The organism is Flectobacillus roseus (genome assembly GCF_030056595.1).
Taxonomy (GTDB): Bacteria; Bacteroidota; Bacteroidia; order Cytophagales; family Spirosomataceae; genus Flectobacillus; species Flectobacillus roseus.
Genome location: NZ_JASHIF010000010.1, coordinates 1 through 20,724 on the forward strand (window position 1 = coordinate 1; position 20,724 = coordinate 20,724).

12 protein-coding genes and 1 rRNA gene are annotated in these 20,724 nt (G+C 35.8%); 2 read left to right on the top strand and 11 right to left on the bottom strand.

Going from position 1 to position 20,724, the window contains the following annotated elements; all coding sequences use genetic code 11:
- The 3 genes from QM524_RS12545 to QM524_RS12555 form a co-directional block, all read right to left on the bottom strand.
- Positions 1-108, bottom strand: a 16S ribosomal RNA gene (locus QM524_RS12545); the annotation flags it as partial.
- Positions 109-682: 574 nt separating this feature from the next.
- Entirely contained in the window at positions 683-2,311 is a 1,629-nt protein-coding gene (pruA, locus tag QM524_RS12550; protein WP_283344873.1) for an L-glutamate gamma-semialdehyde dehydrogenase, read from the bottom strand.
- 93 nt (positions 2,312-2,404) lie between these two features.
- Positions 2,405-3,334 carry a helix-hairpin-helix domain-containing protein gene (locus tag QM524_RS12555; RefSeq protein ID WP_283344874.1) on the bottom strand — a complete coding sequence of 310 codons (930 nt, stop codon included), beginning with the start codon at positions 3,332-3,334 and terminating at the stop codon, positions 2,405-2,407.
- Positions 3,335-3,552: 218 nt separating this feature from the next.
- Here QM524_RS12555 and thrC point away from each other — a divergent pair, with 218 nt between their 5' ends.
- Entirely contained in the window at positions 3,553-4,860 is a 1,308-nt protein-coding gene (thrC, locus tag QM524_RS12560) for a threonine synthase (RefSeq protein WP_095168543.1), read from the top strand.
- 32 nt (positions 4,861-4,892) lie between these two features.
- Here the strand turns inward: thrC and QM524_RS12565 are convergent, their stop codons facing one another.
- The 7 genes from QM524_RS12565 to ybeY form a co-directional block, all read right to left on the bottom strand.
- Positions 4,893-6,665 carry an AMP-dependent synthetase/ligase gene (locus QM524_RS12565; protein WP_283344875.1) on the bottom strand — a complete coding sequence of 591 codons (1,773 nt, stop codon included), beginning with the start codon at positions 6,663-6,665 and terminating at the stop codon, positions 4,893-4,895.
- A gap of 218 nt (positions 6,666-6,883) precedes the next feature.
- Complete coding sequence (locus QM524_RS12570) at positions 6,884-7,984, bottom strand: M48 family metalloprotease (RefSeq protein WP_283344876.1); 1,101 nt, start codon at positions 7,982-7,984, stop codon at positions 6,884-6,886.
- Between the two features lie 96 nt (positions 7,985-8,080).
- Complete coding sequence (locus QM524_RS12575; protein WP_095168537.1) at positions 8,081-9,916, bottom strand: tetratricopeptide repeat protein; 1,836 nt, start codon at positions 9,914-9,916, stop codon at positions 8,081-8,083.
- A gap of 486 nt (positions 9,917-10,402) precedes the next feature.
- Entirely contained in the window at positions 10,403-12,052 is a 1,650-nt protein-coding gene (locus tag QM524_RS12580) for an Ig-like domain-containing domain (protein WP_283344877.1), read from the bottom strand.
- 207 nt (positions 12,053-12,259) lie between these two features.
- The gene (locus QM524_RS12585; protein WP_283344878.1) at positions 12,260-13,150 is read right to left on the bottom strand and encodes a methyltransferase domain-containing protein; all 891 of its coding nucleotides are present in this window, start codon (positions 13,148-13,150) and stop codon (positions 12,260-12,262) included.
- Positions 13,151-13,413: 263 nt separating this feature from the next.
- Positions 13,414-15,276: a tRNA uridine-5-carboxymethylaminomethyl(34) synthesis enzyme MnmG gene (gene mnmG / locus QM524_RS12590; protein WP_283344879.1), complete on the bottom strand. Its 1,863-nt coding sequence runs from the start codon at positions 15,274-15,276 to the stop codon at positions 13,414-13,416.
- Positions 15,277-15,461: 185 nt separating this feature from the next.
- Positions 15,462-15,893 (bottom strand): rRNA maturation RNase YbeY, encoded by a 432-nt coding sequence (gene ybeY, locus QM524_RS12595; RefSeq protein WP_166578291.1) that lies wholly within the window; start codon positions 15,891-15,893, stop codon positions 15,462-15,464.
- Between the two features lie 191 nt (positions 15,894-16,084).
- Here ybeY and QM524_RS12600 point away from each other — a divergent pair, with 191 nt between their 5' ends.
- A complete protein-coding gene (locus tag QM524_RS12600) occupies positions 16,085-17,335 on the top strand; it encodes an OmpA family protein (protein ID WP_283344880.1) in 1,251 nt (416 codons plus the stop codon).
- A gap of 28 nt (positions 17,336-17,363) precedes the next feature.
- Here QM524_RS12600 and QM524_RS12605 read toward each other — a convergent pair whose 3' ends face one another.
- Positions 17,364-20,708, bottom strand: coding sequence for a DUF4175 family protein (locus QM524_RS12605; protein WP_283344881.1), 3,345 nt, complete (start codon positions 20,706-20,708; stop codon positions 17,364-17,366).
- Positions 20,709-20,724 lie beyond the last annotated feature (16 nt).

A 20,724-nucleotide genomic window follows, 5' to 3' on the forward strand; every position in this document is an offset into this window, starting at 1 on the left:
TACGTGTTACGCACCCGTGCGCCACTGTGTATTGCTACACCGTTCGACTTGCATGTATTAGGCCTGCCGCTAGCGTTCATCCTGAGCCAGGATCAAACTCTCCATTGTAAATATTTTAAATGAAATGTTGTTCTGTCTTATTCTAAAGAATTATAACATCACAACCTATCTTAGAATGTCGTATTTTCTTTTATCTTTTCTTACCAGCTTTTCAAAGAACTCTTTTTCTCAAAATAATTAACCAACTTATCGTCAATACATTATCTCAAAAATTGTTGTCAAATCTCTTTCGATTTAACCGCTTCCCGTTGTTTGGGAGTGCAAAATTAGTTGCTTTATTTTTAACTTCCAAATGTTTTTGAAAATATTTTTTTAAATTTATTTTCGCAACTCACATCCTCTCTCCTACGCTACAACTCCTTTCCCGTCGTTTGGGAGTGCAAAATTCCCACTTTATTCCCAACCATCCAAATCTTTTTAACACTATTTTTCAAAGTTTTTTGTAAGTCACTGATTAGTAGAATCATACTATTGAAAGTTTTTTTCCTAGTATAAAACACTCAAATGAATCAATCTAAACATGACTACTTTAGTTACAAAAATAACCACCAATAATACAAAATAAAAAATCCTCACCTTGTTGAAAAGATGAGGATTTCATTTAAAATATTTCCGAGTATCCTTATTCTGCCAAGAATGGGTACTTATAATCTGTTGGTGATACAAAGTTTTCCTTGATTGTTCTTGGAGAAACCCAACGTAATAAGTTTAATGAAGAACCTGCCTTATCATTAGTACCAGAGGCGCGACCTCCACCAAATGGTTGTTGCCCCACTACCGCACCTGTTGGCTTATCGTTAATATAGAAATTACCCGCAGCATTTGTAAGCTTTTTGGTAGCTAACTCGATGGCATAACGATCTTGTGAGAAGATGGCACCAGTCAAGGCATAAGGAGAGGTGGTATCTACTAAATGCAATGTTTCCTCAAACTGTTCGTCTTCATATAAATAAATCGTAAGAACAGGTCCGAAGATTTCTTCAGTCATAGTGGTAAACTTAGGATCTTCAGTCAGGATAACTGTTGGTTGAATAAAATAACCTTTTGACTTATCATAGCTTCCACCAGCAATTACTTTAGCGGTATCACTATTTTTAGCGAGCTCTATATAAGAGGCAATTTTATCGAAAGCTTTCTCATCAATGACTGCCGTTATAAAGTTTGAGAAATCCTCTACACTACCCATTTTCAATTCAGCTAAATCTTTTGAGAAATACTCCCAAGTAGATTCCCATAATGATTTTGGAATATAGGCACGAGAAGCCGCAGAACATTTTTGTCCTTGGAACTCGAATGCTCCTCTCAACAAACCAACCGCTAGTGCTTTCGGATCTGCAGAAGAATGGGCAACAACAAAGTCTTTTCCACCTGTTTCACCTACAATTCTTGGATACGATTTATATATATGGATATTTTCTCCAATTGTTTTCCAAATATGTTGGAATACTTTAGTAGAACCAGTAAAGTGAACACCTGCAAACTCAGGATGGCGGAAAGCGATGTCTCCTGTTAAAGGACCGTCTGTATATATAAGGTTAATAACGCCATCTGGAAGACCTGCTTCTTTTAAGATTTTCATCAAAACATAAGCTGAATAAATCTGAGTTGGAGAAGGTTTCCATACGACAACGTTACCCATCAAGGCTGCCGAAGCTGGAAGGTTTCCTGCAATAGCCGTAAAGTTGAATGGAGTTACGGCAAAAACAAAACCTTCAAGAGGTCTGTATTCAGATCTGTTCCAAACGTACTCAGAAGATTCTGGCTGTTGTGCATAAATTTGAGTAGCAAAATGAGCGTTAAATCTCAAAAAGTCGATCCACTCACAAGCCGAGTCAATTTCTGCTTGAAAAGCATTTTTTGATTGTCCTAACATCGTAGCGGCATTTAGTTCCATACGATATTTTGAAGCAGACAAGTCAGCCGCTTTCAAGAAAATTGATACACGATGTTCCCAAGACATATTAGCCCATTTTTCACGTGCAGCCAAGGATGAGTCAATTGCTTTGTTGACATGAGACGCATCACCCTCATAGTAATATCCCAAAACATGTTGGTGGTCATGTGGACTTGTTAAAGGAAGTTTCTTTCCTTCTTTAAGTTCTTCAGAACCGATAAACATAGGAACCTCGATTACTTGAGATTTCATTTCAGCAAGCTTTGCTTTCAAAGAAACTCTTTCTTTACTATTAGGAGCATATCCTAATATAGGTTCGTTTTTGGGAGTTGGTACATTAAAAAATCCTATGGACATTTGATGAAGTATTTAAATTACACAATTCAAAGTTACGGAGTTGTTTTGGTTCCTCCAACCCTAGCATAACTAAGTATTTATAAAGGAATAATGCTAGAACGCTAAATAAGGTTCTAGCTTTTGGATTATATCAGGCGTTAGAAGTTTAATGGCTTTTAAATCTTGAATAGACTGAAATTTTCCATGCTGATTTCGGAAGTTAACAATGGCTTTGGCTATGTATGGTTTTAGATAGGGATGTTTCATTTGTTCGAATGAAGATTCATTAACATTAATTTTTCGAACTTGAGGGTTATTTATGTATCCATATCTGAGGATTTCTTCTACTACTAATGAATCTAGTCCATATACCTCTCGTATCTGTGAAGTGCTTACGAAGTTGCCAAGTATATCTCGATACTTGACAATACGAGCTGCCAATTTGCTGCCTATACCTTTCAATTGTATCAATCTTGTGGTATCTACGGTGTTCAAATCAAATTTTGCAGGTGTCTTGGGCGTTTTTTCTTGAAGAATGAATGAACGTTTGGCAAATTTATCGTTTTGAGGAGCTGATATTGTAATATATGGTATCAATTTTTGATAAAGTGGTTCTGGGAAATCATAAATCTTGAGCAAATCTTCTTTCTTGAAAAACTTTCCTCCTTTGCTTTTAAAACGATCTATTCTTTTGGCAAGCCACTGTGGCATGCCTAATTCTTCAAATTCTTCAACACTTGCTACATTAGGGTCAAATGAATGAAGTCGCATTGGGACAACAGGATGAGCCTCCTCTTCTTTTTTCTCAAAACTTTTAAAACGATTAGGAGGATTTTCAGCAGTTTCAATCAATGACACTAACACTGTATTTTGATTGAGCTGGCTTTGAGTCAAAGCTATCGAAACTTTGCTTGGCGATAACCATACATATAAATGAATAGAAAGATAGGTGAATAATAACATCAGTAATAGAATAAACCCTTTTGCTTCGGTACGATTATACCCAAAGGCATACTGAATCCATTGCATCCATTGCTTTTTCATAAGGCAGAACATGTTTTAGGTAAAGATTTAACTGAAAGTTATGCAATTGGATAGACATTTTGAAGTTTCTTCAAGACTTTCTAGTGTCAAGATGCTGAATTATATAATGTTTAAAATAATTTTGTAACACAAATTGTCCATCAATTTCAATTGCCAACATCTAAAGGAGTACTCTGTCTTCAAAGAAGTTAGCAACGATTTAACCAAAAAACGAGAATATGATACTTTATAGTACCAAGCATGCAAGTCCAGATGTATCGTTGGAAGAGGCCGTATTTAGAGGACTTCCTCCTGATAATGGATTGTATATGCCTTATGAAATACCGACATTACCCCAAAGCTTCTTTGACACGATTGGTGATTTAAGTATTTCGGAAATAGCATTTGAAGTAGCAAAGGCATTATTGGGTAACGATGTACCAGAAAGTGATTTAAAAGGTATCATCGAACGTTCAATCAACTTTGAAGCTCCATTGGTTGGCATTGAACCTAATAAATATGTGCTTGAATTGTTCCATGGGCCGTCTATGGCATTCAAGGATTTTGGTGCTAGATTTATGGCAGCATTGATGTCCTATTTCTTACAAAAATCTCATCAAGATATTCACATTCTTGTGGCAACTTCTGGCGATACGGGAGGAGCTGTAGCACAAGGATTTTATAATACCCCTGGTATCAAGGTTACAATTTTGTATCCTACCGGAAAAGTATCAGATATTCAAGAAAAGCAATTGACGACCTTAGGGGGAAATGTTACTGCCTTGGAAGTAGATGGTACATTTGATGATTGTCAAAGCTTGGTGAAGCAAGCCTTTTTGGATAAAGAACTTTCATCTAAATACAATTTGGCGTCAGCAAACTCTATTAATATTAGCCGATTGATTCCTCAATCGTTTTATTATTTCAATGCTTATGCACAGTTGAAAAAAGCGGGTGTGGATAAGCCAGTGGTGTTCTGTGTGCCAAGCGGCAACTTTGGTAATCTTTCGGCTGGGCTTATTGCACAGCGAATGGGCTTGCCAGTAAAAATGTTTGTTGCGGCCACCAATATCAATAACATTGTTCCGAATTACTTGGCAAGTGGCGTTTACGAGCCTCGTCCTTCACAAGAAACTATTTCGAATGCTATGGATGTGGGTAATCCCTCTAATTTTATCCGTATGCAGTTGTTGGCTGGTGATGCTTACGAAGAAGTAGTTAAACATATTGCTGGTGATTTTAGTAATGACGATGATACTAGAGTAACGATGAAGGATGTGTATGACAAAACGGGTTATATTATGTGTCCTCATACGGCTGTGGCTTATCGTGGATTAAGCTCATATATGGCAGAATTAGGTGAAGATGTAACAGGTGTATTGTTGTCAACGGCTCATTATGCGAAGTTTTTAGATGTAGTAGAAGGCACATTAGGAACAACTGTACCAGTTCCTGAACGTCTTTCGGCTTTATTGTCTAAAGAGAAAGTGGCTATTCCGATGAGTACAGAGTTTAGTGATTTTAAAAACTATTTATTGCAATTATAATTAAAAAGGATGCCCAATTAGGCATCCTTTTTTTATTCATACATCGATAAAATTTCTTGTTGGTATTTCGAATGAATAACCTTTCGTCTCAATTTGAGTGTTGGAGTAAGTTCGCCACTATCGATAGAGAATAGTTTTGTTAGCAATACTACTTTCTTTACCTGTTCGTATTTAGCAACACTATTCATCAAATGTTTTACTTCCTCATCAAACTTCTCTAAAACCTTTGGTTGTTTTACCATTTCGTCATTTGAGCCACACGGAACTTCATGACGAACACACCATTCTTTTAAAGCATTAAATTCAGGAACGAGTAATGCCGATGGAAACTTTTCACCTTCGCCTACTACAATTGCCTGTTCTACGAAGATTGATTCCTTCAATTTATTCTCTAACAATTGTGGGGCAACATATTTTCCTCCAGAGGTTTTGAAGATTTCTTTCTTTCTATCTGTAATTTTTAAATACTTTCCTTCTGAAAACTCTCCAATATCGCCCGTATGAAACCAGCCCTCTGAGTCAATTACTTCGTTAGTTAATTCTGGTTTGTTATAATAGCCTTTCATGATACTTGGTCCTTTTACCAAAATTTCACCATCTTCGGCTATTTTTACTTGGACATTTGGTAAAACAGAACCCACACAGCCAATTCTGAAGTCGGTAATAATACTCGAAGCTATCACTGGTGATGTTTCAGTAAGGCCATAGCCTTCGGCAATAGGAATACCAGCTGCCCAAAATATTCTAGATAGCCGAGGTTGTAAAGCAGCAGAACCTGAAGCGACAAACTTGATATTTCCTCCCAAAGCTTCTTGCCATTTACTAAAAATCAATTTTCTGGCAACTTTAAGCTGGATATCATACATCAAGCCCATTTCTTTCATGGGGTCGTACTTTAGTCCAAGATTTAATGCCCAGAAAAATAATGATTTTTTGACTCCAGTTAGCTCATAACCTTTAGCCACTATTTTATCATATACTTTTTCCAATAATCTTGGAACTGTTGCAAAAACATGAGGTTTAACTTCCTTGAGATTATCTGCAATGGTATCCATGCTTTCCGCATAATAAATAGAAACGCCATATCGAAAATAGACATAAACATCAGTACGTTCGTAGATATGACATAATGGCAAAAAGCTCAAGGCTCTATCACCCTCTTCTAACTCGAGGTGTTTTCCTTTTATAAGCCCTTCTACATTGGAAATAATGTTATTATGCGTTAACATTACGCCTTTAGGCTTTCCTGTCGTACCTGATGTATAAATCAACGTCAACAAATCATCAGGTTGAACAGCTGCTTTATAGGGTTCTAATGTATCAACGTCATTACCATTTGCTAGGTCTAATATCTCTGTCCAATGCTTAGCGCCAGCAATTTGATCGAATGTATATATGGCCTCCACCGAGTTGAGTCCTTTACTTGCTTCTGTAGACTTTTTCAGTAAACCTTCATCAGAAACAAATATCAATTTGATGCCAGCATCAGCGAAGATATAATTGTAATCTTCAATTGTAATAGTTGGGTACATCGGAACCGACACAGCACCAATTTGCTGAATTCCTAGCTCAACAAAATTCCACTCAGGTCTATTATTAGAAATGAGTGCAATTTTATCATCACGTTTCACTCCTAGTTTTAATAGACCAAGACTTACTTTATTTACGGTATCTATAACCTCTTGTGCACTATATTTTCTCCAATTACCTTGGATTTTACAAGCAAAAACGTCCTCTTTATTCAGTGGTTTAACACTAGTTTCTAATAGGTCAAAAACTCGTGTTGCGGTTTGGTGATTGTTCATATTCGATAGCTTGCTTATTGATGAGACACCAATCTTTTTTTAATACAATTTAAACAAGATTAAGCACAATTCATTTTCTCAAAGATAATAGGTTGTAGAAATTAAAAATAGTATGCATGCATAATTTTTTTAATATTTTTTCACTTAATCTTATTATTTACAAAAGCTTATAAAAAATAAAAAGGATAGGTAAAAAAGCCCTATCCTTTTTGTATGCGTTATTTTGGTATTTTCATGGAGCTTATTTCACCATTTGATTGTACATAATTTAACTCGCGTGGCTGAGCTCCAGACTGATTGATAAGTCGCCCTTCTTTTGTGGGAAAGTCGTTTTCAAATACCGCTTCTAAATAAATGTTATTAGAAAAGTAATATATGCCATTTCCACTTCGTTTGCCACTTTCATACATACCCTCAAATAGTTTATTACCATCTGCTTTGAATTGTACACCAATACCTTCTCTTATCCCATCTTTCCACATTCCTTTATAACTTCCTTGGGTTTTGTGGATAAAGTATCCGTATCCATTGATGCAATCGCCTTCAACACAACCATATTTTCCAACCTCGACATTTGAATCTACTTTTTTCGTCTCTAATTGTGGATAAGTTGGTGTTGTGGTTGAAGATATTGTTTCTTCATCATCTGTAACAATTTGATCGGAAGTATTAACTTCTTTATTTTGATAAGCTACCACATTTTTTTCCTCTTTCTGTTTTTCTTCAAGCCATCCTTTTGCGATTGCTTTCATACGTTGTGAACGTGGCGGGTGTGTAGTTGTCCACACTTCTTCTTGAAAATACTGCATAGCAAGTTGAGCTTCATCAAGGGTTGCGCCCATCTTGTAGAGCGTTGCGCCCGAAAATTCATCTGCCTCCAGTTCTTTTTGATGCTGGCTTCCCTTTTGACTAGTCGGATGATAATAGACCAAATGCCCAACCTCGTGAGCAAGAATAGAAATAGCAGCCCAGTCTTTCTGAGTTACTTTGTGAACTCGCTGCAAGAAACTTCTATCATATATAATATAGGGCACACCTTCCATTAGTGTAGCATAACAATTATCGGTATTGGGACATTCCATCATTTGAAATGGATTTCTTGATAGGTGCATCAATTCTGTAATCTTTTTTACCTCTCTTTCTGCCCGACTACTTCCATATCCCATTACTGAATTGCATAAATCGCTTTCATTAATTTTTTTACCGTAATAATGACAAATAAATAGTGGTGTTGATATAGTTCGGTTTTGTCCACAAACACCAGTGGAAACTGTTATTCCGAGTAGGAATGCACAACATTGTGTATAAAATGTCTTCATTGTGGATAAGATATTAAACTAGGTTCTAGGAAGTTTTTTGAGGAAAAAAAAGAGGTTCGTATGTGTATACGAACCTCCTAATTACGTGATTTTTATTTAATTTATTGTATCACCTCTCAAATTTCTAAATCTCTTTCGAGCTTCAGCACCATAAATACTACCAGGGTATTTTGTGAGTAATTCCTGATATAGCTTCATTGCCTTTGAAGGCTGATTTTTCTTTTCTTGATAAGTCTTTGCCAAAATATACAGAGCATCGTCTCCTAGTATGTCTGTTGGAAACTTTTCCACAATTTTTTCCAATTTTTCTATGGCCTCATCTACCTTTCCTTCTTTCAAATATGTAGTTGCCATTAGATACATAAATTCATCTTCGAGAGGATGTCCTTTATGTTTTATTACCAAATTTTTCATTTCAGCCATAGCTTCTTCATTTCTATGTTGAAAAAGCATCAGTTCTACATTGGCATAGTCTTTTAAAGCTTGGTCGGTAGTATCGATACCTGTATTGTCTTGAATAAGAAGACTTAAATTCATGGCATCATTGGCAATTTCGCGAGTAGTAGCCTGTTTTAGAATATCTAACACATCCTTTGCCAATTCAAAATCGCCTTTGTAATAAGACAATTTAGCGTTTCGAAGTTTGGCTTCATATCCCATCGGACTATCCTTTTCTGATTTCTCCACCTGTGAATAAAGTAAGGTAGCTTCCCAAGGTTCTGATTTCAACACATAGATATCGCCAAGGTCGAGTTTGCACTTATCCACAAACTCCCTATTGCCTGTGGATAACTTTATTGCACTTTCCAACACAGCTACGGCAGTATCTTTTTCGTTTAGATAAAAGCCGTACAAAAGACCTTTACTCCTTAATGCCTCAAGTGTCCTTTGATTTATCCCCAATTCGTTCAGAAGTTTAGTATACTCTTGAATCAAGATTCTAATATCACTCTGATTAACAGGATAAGTGTTTTTTACAACCTCTTCTTTCGAATTGATCAACACTCTTCTCCAGAACGGATAATTTTGATGCTTTGGATATTCCTTGACCAAATATTCAAATACTTTTCCTGCACTACTGAAATCTTTGTTCTGGTACGCCACAAAACCCAAATCGGCTACTTGGGCACCTTCACGCTTAAATCGTTTGTCTAACGCCCTTGCTTGGACAAATGCTTTGAAGAATTCTTTCTTTTGGGTAAGATGCCAAATCAACATTTCGACGAAATAAGAATCTTCAGGAAACTTCTGAACTTTAGCGTACAAAACCTTTTCTAAAAGCGCTTGATCGTTTTCGTCTCTAAGTTCATCTTGGAGCATCCCTTGAAGTATTTCTCGGTTTTCTATATCACGTCCAAAATTTAGGTATTCCTCAAGCATTTCTTGAGGTTTTCCAGCGAGTTTGTACAATCTACCTACCTGAAGAGGAAACTTGCTGATATCCTTAAAATAAAGCCTGTTTTTCTCAATCAAGTTAATAGCCCAATCATACTGTTGATAATTGCTCAATTCGTTTACCATTTTAAGCGTTAACTCATCTGTAACTTTACATTTTTCGAGTATCTGATTATAGAGTTTATCTGCTTCTTCTTTTTTCTTTTGTTCCTCTAACAAATGTGCATAATCGAGTAGATAAAACGGATTTCCATCAGACCACTTAATTTGCTTTTTCAAAAACTTCTCCGCTTCATCGACTTCTTTCAATTTGTACAATGTCTGAAGATAAGGTTTATGAATACTTCCAGCGATGTCTTTATTCTTAGCCAACTTTTGAAAAATGCTTTTAGCTTTTTCGTATTCCCCAGCTTTTACATATTCAATACCCAATTCTACATCTTGTCCACTTGCCTGTGATATTCCCATGAACAGGATAAAGGCAAAGAAAAGAAATTTGGAAAAAGGACGATTTAACACACACACTTCACTTTTCATATTTTAGGCGTTAAAGATTTGACATTCATTTCAGTTTTCAACACAACATAATATATATAGTATTTATTTTTTTAATTTTTTAAAAAGAAAGAATATCTATTATGCTTATTATGCTGTGGATTTGTGGATTACTTTCGTGAAAAAAGATTTTCACAAGAAGATGTGAATAACCTTAATTTTATACACACTTAATATTTAATTTATATACAATTAAAATATTGTTTATCAGCTAATTAACAAAAAAAGCCACTTATCCACAGGTTACTTGTGTGGATAAATTGAGCTTTTTCAAGGGTGTGTTTGTTCGGGGATAAATGGCGTTTTTCTATGGTATAACTCATGAAGTTATGCACGTTGATATTTGGGCTCATTTTCTTTCCACAAACGCTCCAAATCTTTCCACAATTTTTGTACCCAAAATAGGGGTATTTATCCACAGAATTTATACAGTCTTACACCGAAAAAGAGCACTTATCCACAATTCGTCTATTTATCCTCAATTTTGAAGTCAAAACCTGATAGTTCGAAGTTCTGTTTGAGCTTAATCTTGTCTTTGATGTGCAAAATTTCTTCTGCTGGGGTGTTTTTATCCACAATTGCAGCATCCCAACGTCCGTTTTTGTTTGTATCCACAATTAATCGTATCAAATACACCCCCGGTGTCAAGAAATCGAATGTGTATTTCCCTGTTTTAGTGTGGATAAGTTCTCGTACAACTTCTTTTTTATCATTTAAGATCTGCACAATACATTGTTTTCCTTGTGGATTGTTGATTTGTCCTTCTATCAAACCATAATTTTCAGGATCTCGAAGCGGATTAAGCTGCTTGACAATCTTGTTGGTATCACCTTCTATCGACTGAAAAGTATTTACGGGAATCTCAAGGGCCAAAAACTCCTTTGGTTTTGGTGCTTCAGGGATTTTCAACAATACTTCTGTCTTATCCACATTCCATGTAAAATGCTTTTCTAGAATATCTACCTTTTTGAGGGTATCGTTCAAAATTTTAATCTTTTTCCAATCGAATGTACCTATTGGTTTACTGAATTTGATGGTATATCCAACTTCTTTTAAATCAGCTTGTTGATTATTCTGTGGACTTACCTCATATCTGAACTCTTCTACAAACGAATCTTCTTTTTTTCCTCTTGCTTTGAACTTGATTTTTTGCTTGAAATCGAACTTCCGATCTAGTGAGTCTGTCACGGTCAATGCAATCTTAATGGTATCTTGACTAACTTTTTTCAAGTTATACACACGTATCATATTCTTTTCCACAAGTTGATAAGGAATGCTATCCTGAGGATTTTCAAACTTGATGTCAATTTTCTTAGCACCTTTATTCAGTTCGATAAAGTAATAGTTGGAGGTTGTGCGTGTTTTACTCACTTTTACTGGTGAGTTATCTGCCTTGGCTACCTTGATTTTTAGTCCACCAATACTTTTATTAAGTTCCAGTGTATCAGTTATAAAGCCAATTTTTTCTTTTGTTTCATCATATAGGAGATTACTATTAACATCGGTAATGGCATAGATTCTGTACTTACCCGCTGCTACGTTTTCAATTTTGAAATTTCCTGTACTATCTGTTTTTGTAAAATAGTAGGGTTTCATTTTATTGATTTTCAGTGTATCCGAATATCTGTATACTCCGACAGTTGCGTCCAACAAGCCCTTATTCTCGACAATATCTTCTACATTTCCTTCTATAGATAATGAATCGATTATCCCACCAGTACTAAATACAATTCTTACGTTTTTGGCTGGGTTTCTTTCAGTTATGTCTTTGATGGCCTCTCTAAAATTGAAACTATAGGTCGTATTTGGCTGAAAAGAGTCTTCAAACGTGATTCGTACTCCTTTGGGCATTGCCTTTGTAGTGAAAAAGGGCTCTGTGCTTGGTGTTATTAATAGTTGCTGTTGAAGGTTATCCACATTGATATACTCATCAAACTGAATCTCAATACTTTTTCCTTTATAGTTTTTAGACTGATTTGCTGGAATACTCATTACTAATTTGGGTGCCAGGGTGTCTTTTTTACCTCCTGTAGGAGCTACAACCTGTGCACAACTAAATAACGCCTCTATGAATAGAAATCCTAGAAAAGTTATCAAGACTATGTTAATTACTTTCATGTGAATATGTTGAAAACTTTGTTGATAATAGAATCGTATGTGTATAACTTTTGCTATTATATTGAAATTGTTTATTTATAAGGTATTTAGTACTTATAATTATCAACAAAAATAATCCCTCAGCAATATATAATCACTGAGGGATGTTGATAAATATGTTAATAAGTATTAAATCTGTGGGAAAATTAGAGAATATGACGTGGAAAACTACTTTTTCTCGAAGATATAGATGATGCTTGAGTAATTATTGTTTTGCTTCGCTCCTACCCTATTCGATTTAAGCCCACTCAAAAATGATTCTACGTAGTTGGTATTTCCTTGTTGGTATTTTGTCGACAGCATACTTACATAGAACGAATCAAATTTCATCGGCAAATGCTCTTTCAATTTGAATCCATGATTTTCGAAAAGCTGCTGAATGCTATTTCTCGAAAAATGATACAAGTGTCTTGGCACATCATAAGCTGCCCAGTGCTCTTGATAGATTTGTGCGTCCTTAGATTCATGGTTCGGAACTGCAATAATTACCTTCCCTTTTTGGGTTGATTTTTCTTTTAAGAATTCTACTGTTTCGTTCAGTAAATGAACATGCTCCAGCACATGCCACATTGTGATGATGTCAAATTGTTGGTTCTCATACGAGCCAAGAATTTCTGAAGGAATAGAAATTTGATTTATTTCTTCTGCCATTGTTCGAGCACCATCGCTTGGCTCTACTCCTGCAACTTTCCATCCATTTGATTTTGCGGCATTCAAAAACATTCCTGTTCCACAGCCGATATCGAGTAGGCTCCCTTGTTTTCCTCCGTTGAGACTATTGATTAAATCTACTTTTTGTTGAAGCGTTATTTTTCTTACTTGGTGGTAGATTTTTGAAATGATTCCCTTCGAAGTATTACTATGCGAAATGTAGTTTTCGGATTGATAGTACTTTCCAATGGTGTTGGCTGTCGGTCTTGGATTGGTAAATTTGAAGCCACATTTTTGACAAGATACAATATCAAATTTTTCATGACTTACAGTGAAGTCTTCACAGGTAATATATTTTTGGGTTTTGGTATGCTGACAAACTGGACACTTCTCTAGTAATTCTTGCATCGTATTCTGGATTATGTTGATACAACAAATATACTAAAAGTCTATTTATACTTTGGGTAGGATTAATTGATGAGGCTAAAATGTGTTGAACTATATTTTTCTCCTCATAAATGGAAGAATGTAATTTGATCGTGATTCTTATTTTCTTTTATATTCTTGGAACAAAATCTAAATCTGTTTTAAAAACAAAAGCCACCGTGGAAACAGTGGCTTTTGTTAATTGTATAATTAAAGCGTATAAATGTTAAGCAAGTTTCGTCAACTTATCTTCCCATGAACACCATTAGTACAGAAATATCTGATGCTGATACACCGCTTATTCTAGAGGCTTGTCCGATTGTTGCTGGTCTGATTTTACTTAACTTTTGTCTTCCCTCAATTGAGATTGCTGAAAGTTTGCCATAATCAAAATCTGCTGGAATGGCCAAATCTTCTAGTTTTTGCATCTTGTCTACCATCTGTTGTTCCTTCTCAATATAGCTTTCGTATTTTATATTGATTTCGGCTTGTTCTAGCGTTTCCTCTGTATACTGATCTAAGTATTCAGAAATCTCATCACTTAAATTTTTAATTTCTGCAAGTGTTACGTTCGGACGTCTCAAGAGATTCAATAATGAAGTACCCTCTTTGAGCGGAGCTGTTCCGATGGCTTCCAGTTTTTCGTTAACTTCTGCAGGTTTTACTTTTTTATGTTTTAGCTCGTTTACAAGTTGTGCCGTTGTTTCTTTCTTTGCTTTTACCTTTTGTAAACGTTCATCTGAAGCTAATCCAATATTATATCCTCTTTCCGTCAATCGAATATCAGCATTATCTTGACGAAGTAAAGTTCTGTATTCAGCTCTTGATGTAAACATGCGGTATGGTTCTTCTGTACCTTTATTGATAAGGTCGTCGATTAGCACACCAATGTAAGCCTCCGAGCGAGAAAGTACGAACTCTTCTTTATCATGTGCTTTTTGGTGGGCATTGATACCTGCCATCAAGCCCTGACACGCTGCTTCTTCATAACCTGTTGTTCCATTGATTTGACCAGCAAAAAATAAATTATCAATCAATTTTGTCTCTAAAGTTTGTTTTAGCTGTGTTGGAGGGAAATAATCATACTCGATAGCATAGCCTGGACGGAACATTCTTACATTCTCAAAACCTGGAATTTTTTTCAAGGCAGCATATTGTACATCTTCTGGCAATGATGTTGAGAAACCATTTACATAAACCTCCACTGTATTCCAGCCTTCTGGTTCTACAAAAATTTGGTGGCGTTCTTTTTCGGCAAAACGGTTAATTTTATCTTCTACGGATGGACAATATCTTGGACCTAGTCCTTTGATACGTCCAGCAAACATTGGAGATTTTTCAAAACCTGTTTTTAAGACATCATGAACTTCTTGATTAGTATAGGTAATCCAACAGCTTCTTTGCTCTTTTAATGGCTCTGTATCTAAATAGGAAAATTTAGCAGGATTTTCGTCTCCTTTTTGTTCTTCCATTTTAGAAAAATCCAAACTACGAGCATCAACTCTTGGTGGAGTACCTGTTTTCATACGACCAGCTTCAAAGCCAAGTTCCACTAATTGCTCAGTAATACCTGTGGCTTTTCCCTCGGCAGTTCTACCGCCTCCAAAGTTTTTTTCGCCAATATGGATTAAGCCATTTAAGAATGTTCCATTGGTAAGTACCACCGATTTTGCTCGGAATTCTATCCCAAGTTGAGTTTTTACTCCAACTACTTGGTTATTTTCCACTATTAATCCTGAAACCATTTCTTGCCAGAAATCTATATTCAAATTTCTTTCAAGTGCTAATCTCCACTCTTCAGCGAATCGCATACGGTCTGATTGGCAACGTGGCGACCACATAGCAGGACCTTTAGAGCGATTCAGCATTCTAAATTGAATCATGGTTTTGTCAGAGATAATTCCTGACATACCACCAAGTGCATCTACCTCCCTTACGATTTGTCCTTTTGCCACACCACCCATTGCAGGGTTACATGACATTTGTGCAATCGTATTCATATTCATGGTAATTAGTAGCACTTTAGAACCCATAGTTGCGGCAGCATGTGCAGCTTCGCATCCTGCATGTCCAGCTCCAACTACTATTATATCATAGTTACTGTGCATCTTATTTATGTTGTTTACTAATTGTTTGTCTTACTGATTGGTATAAATTTTCCTTTTAAGATTTTATTTACTGACGTTTTGTTAAAATAAAATCAAAATGTGGAATGTGTATGTTTTGTGAAACGTGAAAATCGAGATAGTGATTTTTTACAAATGTTCCACGTGGAGACTTTTTTCAAAACTACCTATTTGCTAAAGTCTGTACGGAATAGCTGAATATACTTGGATTCGATAACTCTCATTTCTGCTTCTTCTTCGTCGGTATGGTCATCATAACCACACAAGTGAAGAAGTCCGTGCGCTAGTACTCTAAGAATCTCATCATCGAATGGTACGCTCAAATCTTTCGCATTATCTTGAACGCGTTCCACGCTTACAAAAATGTCACCTTCAATAGTTTGCTCTTCCTCAGAGTTATCGAAGGTAATGATATCAGTCAGTGTATCGTGGTCTAGATACTCAACATTTATTTGATGAAGATAGTTGTCTGAGCAAAAGATATAGTTGAGATTACCCATTCTAAATCCCTCTAATTCAGCTACTTTTTTCAACCAAGATTTGGTCTTTAATTTATGTTTTAAATTGAATGAGATATCCTCATTAAAGAAAGTAATCATGTCAATAAATATTTACCTTGGAAAAATTATTATTGGAGAGGCAAAAGATTTGCTGTTTGTAAAAGCGATTTGGTACGAGCTTTGATGCAAAAGCCTACAAAGATACTACATAAATTTGACGTAGTGAAAATCAAACAATTAGAAGGATACTTTGTATATTAGATTTTTCTGAAAAGTAGTTATTTAAGTTTATGAAACGCCAACATTTGCTGATACTCCTTGTATTACTCTTTCACATAAGTACAGCCTTGGCACAGAAGGATAATCTCAGACGAGATGATCGAGATTTTGATGTGCCACTACCCAATAACTGTGATAAGATTATTTATGTTGTAACCCTGCCTGGGGTAATAATGTCATTAGGTACAACTGATAATTACTCAGACAAGGCTGAAATGACAGCCCTCCTACCCTTTCGTTGTAATGCCATCACCAAAACATTTAACAATAAGATTTTGGCTGTAGAAGCCGATAAGGATATCTCATTACCCGTTTATGAGTTTAGCCCATCAACAAAATCAGGGAAATACACTAAATGGAAACTTCCTTCCCACAATGATGGAGGGTGGATTTCGGGAGGAACAGACGCTCTTGGTAGAGTATACTTCGCCACCACTACCATGAAATACATGGTAAGGATAGATTTAAGATACAACGATGTAGAAGTGTTATGGAACTCGAAAGATCGAATTGATGGAGGAAATAAAATTACTTGCTTGGAAGGATGCAACTTTTATGTCAATGAAAAGTCTGAGGTTTTAATCAAAGAGAATAAGAAGAATACGAGTTATAAGGTAAATATAGAAGGCAAACCTTATTTGTTTGAAACAAAAAATATGGAAGGCTTTTTCAATACAATTACTGTAAACGACTGGTATGAGTTTACCAATGATAAACAACAAAATGTTTCGATGTTTGTCATGAGAGATGGTATCACGATATTTAAGGATGGTGAGTATAGACCTAAAGTAACAAAGATAGATACGCTCAGATTTGGCATTGTAACAGATATTGCGGGATGTAACGCTAAGGAAAATAAAAAGCCAAGGATTATCATCAATGAAAAAAGAGAAAAGGAAATACTTGATGCAGCCACAAAAAAAGAAAGTATTAGACTCGAAAAAATATTATTCAAGTTGGGATTGTCAGAACTACAAACGGCTTCCTATCAAGAATTAGATGAATTAGTGATGATTCTTTTGAAGAATAAGCAGTTAAAAATTCTTCTTGAGGGACATACGGATGTATCTGGAGATGCTGAGGATAATTTTAAACTTTCAATCGAACGAGTAAATACTTGTAGAGATTATCTGATAAAGTACGGGGTAAGTCCAACACGAATCAATACCAAAGGATATGGAGGTACAAAACCGCTAGTGAAAATGGGAAGCGAAAGTGAACGAGCTGTAAATCGAAGAGTCGAAATAAAGTTTGTAGAATAAAAAAAGGCCAGCAAACGCTGGCCTTTTTTTATTGAATCTTTTTGAAATAGTAATCAACTTGTTGTTTGTAATAAGGATTAAGGTTAGCAGGAACTGTTTTTAGCAATTCCGTTTGTTTTTGCTTATCCTTTACATATTGCTGAAACTGAGGAGGAACTTTCCGTTCGTAGTTCTTAGCCGATTCAGCTTTACGTTTTTGGTCTTCTTCTTGCTCTTTTAACGCTTTCTCTGATTCTAACAAACGTGTAAGAAGTTCTTGTTGACGTTTTATTAAATCAGGATTAAGTCGTTTGTTGACTAAATCAGTTTCGGTTTCTTCCATTTTCTTTAAAAGGTCTTTTACTTCATCTCCTAGCTTTTTCCCAATCTCTGTACCTTTTTGGTTATCCATCATATCCTGCAACATCTTTCTAATTTGGGCTTGTTCTCGAGCTAGCTTTGCCAAATCCTCAGACATACCACCTTTGCTTTGCGAACCTTTTTGAAGCGTTTGTTGCATTTTCTGGTTCAAATCTTTTTGACTTTGTCCCATTCCTTTTTGGTTGCCTTTATTCTTACCTTTTCCACTTCCTGAGCCAGCCATCATCATTTGTTGATTTTGCTGCATTTGCTTTTGAACGTCAGACAACAAAAGAGCTAAATTATTCATCGATGTCATGGCAAATTGTTGCTTGGAAGCAGTCATCGCCATTTTACGGTCTTTAATAAGCTTAACAGATTCACCCATATAGGTTTTCATATTACCCATTTCTCTGGTTACAAAAGTTTCAATTTGCAACACTCGTTTAGAAAGGGTGTATAAACTGTCTTCGATTACTTTGGCATCGTCCTGCAATTTGATTTGTTCCTGCGATAACTTCACAAATCTTGGATCAGAAGGCATAATTCCTCTAAAGTCCTTCATGAGTTGTTCTTGGTCAAAAGAGAGTTTAACGAGGTTTTCTAATATTTCACGAAGTGTTTCAATATTCTCCTCATTTTCTTTCATCTCAGCTTGTTGTTTCATCTGTGCAAGCTTCTGAGCCATACTTTTCATATTCTTTGCAGCTTTCTTTTGTTTTGCTGCGGCAGACTTGTTATCGCCTTTGTCCATCTTCTGCTGAGAATCTTTCTGGTCTTCCGAGATATCTTCTTGCTGTTGTTTATCTAACTCGAGCGGATCTGAATTTTTGACCTCGTTGTTAAGCTTATCAGCATCTTTCAAGTCCTTTTTCACATCATCAAACTCTTTGCTAAGTTTTTCTTGCTCTTTTTTCAAGTCCTCTGTTTGTTGAGATTTATCTTGACTTTGAGGCTTTTTACTAAGGTCTTCGTTTTTCTCAGCTAAGTTTTCTTGCTTTTCGGCTTGCTTTTCAAGCTCTTTGATGGCTTTATCGAGTTTTTGTTCTACCTGAAGTTTCTTGAAAAGGTTTTGCATACGCTCAAGCTCCTTTTCAGTATTACGCTCTTTGTTTCGAAGTTTATCCATCTGCTCATTGATATGATTGTCTTCTGGATTCTTTTCTAACATTTTTTTCAATTCTTCGTAAAGCTTTTGCGTCTCAGGATCCATCAATTGATTCATCATTTTCTGTAATGCTTCCATTTTTTGTTGCATTTCAGGCTTTTGCTCATTGAATCGCTGTTGCTTATCTGTTAGATTTTGATTTTGCTCTTGAAGCTTTTTGATTTCAATCATCAAGTCTTCTTTTTTCTTGGCAATTTCTTCGATGAGCTTTTTATCTTGAAAATCTAGGTCTTTCTTATTTTTCAAACGATTTTCGAGCGCAGCTAATTCTTTGCGAAGCTTTTGGGCTTTTTCGAGTGTTTTATCTAGCTGAGCCTCAGTTTTATCAATAGAATTGTCGATTTCCTTATTGATGTCATTTTTACTCGGAATAGTATAATTCAATAATTGCGAACGAGTCGATTTAGCGCCATTTACGCCATCATTATCCCAAACTTGAACATAGTACTCGACTTTGTCCGAAGGATTCAATTTAAGGCTATCCATGGCCCATTGTTGATAAAATCCTTGGATTGATTGCGTTTTGTTTACAGGAATATTGAAACTGCGATAATTGCCGTTATTAGGCTTTCCATCACGCAAAATTTTATAGAATACAGCCAGACGACTTAAACCGTAGTCATCTGCAATACTTCCTCCCAAAACCATATAGTTGTAAAGGGTGGAATCTTTGTATTGCTCAAGGCTGATTTGTGGATATTTGTCAGGAATAACATTCAGGTTAAAATCAATCCCTTGATTTGAGGTTGAATATTGATTTTTGAGAGAAACTTGATAGGCACTTGAGCGCGTTGCTTTTAATCTGAAGTCATATCCCCCACCGAGTATTTTCTTTTCGGCAAAATATCTCTTTTTATCTCCATCAAAAGCCAAGATAATGGAATCGGTATCTGTAACTGTAAAATTCCAATCGATAAGCGTGCCTTCAGGTACTGTGATATTACCCATATTTTGAAGTTGCTCATCAGGTTTGTTTAAATATGCAGGATAATGAAGTGTTACATTGAAGAACCCAAGGGTTGGTTTATTCACAACTTCTATCTCATAGTTGCCAGATTTAAAGCCAGCTGCTTCGAAAGTGAAATCTGTATTGTCTTGTAATTTAGAAAAAGTAAAAGAATAATGACGGCTGTCAATTGATTCCATTTTCATTTTTCTATCATTGACCAACACATAAACTGCATCAGGAATGGTGTTGCCACGAAGCGCCAGATTTACCGTGAAGTCTTCATTTTTGAACGCTTTCAAATTTTTGTTTCCTAGTTCAAAGCTAAAAGGGGCTTCTTCTTGGTACTCGTTTTTGAAGTTGACAATGCGTTCAGTACTCTTTGAAAAGAAGGCAGGATACATTAGCAACAAGCCAAAAATTACGACAGCTGGTACTGCCATATATTTGAGGTATCGTTTGTTATGATCAATTTTGATGGCGTCGGCAAAACGAATAATGGCTAATTGCTGCGATTTTTGAGCAATAGAGGCCATCAATAATTCATTTTGTTCATGACTCAATGCTTTTGAGAGCTGTAGAGTATTGAGTAATTTATCTGATACTTCAGGAAAGAATTTACCGATTTGATTAGCGGCAATTTCATCACTCAAGGGAGTTCTTTTTCCATAAAGAAATAGCAATGGCTTGATTACCCAGAAAAATGTGGATAACCCAAATGCGAGAATAAAACCGAAGAAAAGTACTCCACGGAAAAATGAGCCGAAATGTCCAAAATATTCTAAGGTGTTGAATACCAGATAGGCAGACAAAATAACAGCCAAAGAAAAGATAGATCCTTTGACTAATCGGTTGAGGTAAAACTTTCGTTTATATTCTTCAATGCGTGACGAAAGTGCGGCAATAGGAGAATTTGTCATAGTAATAAAATCATTT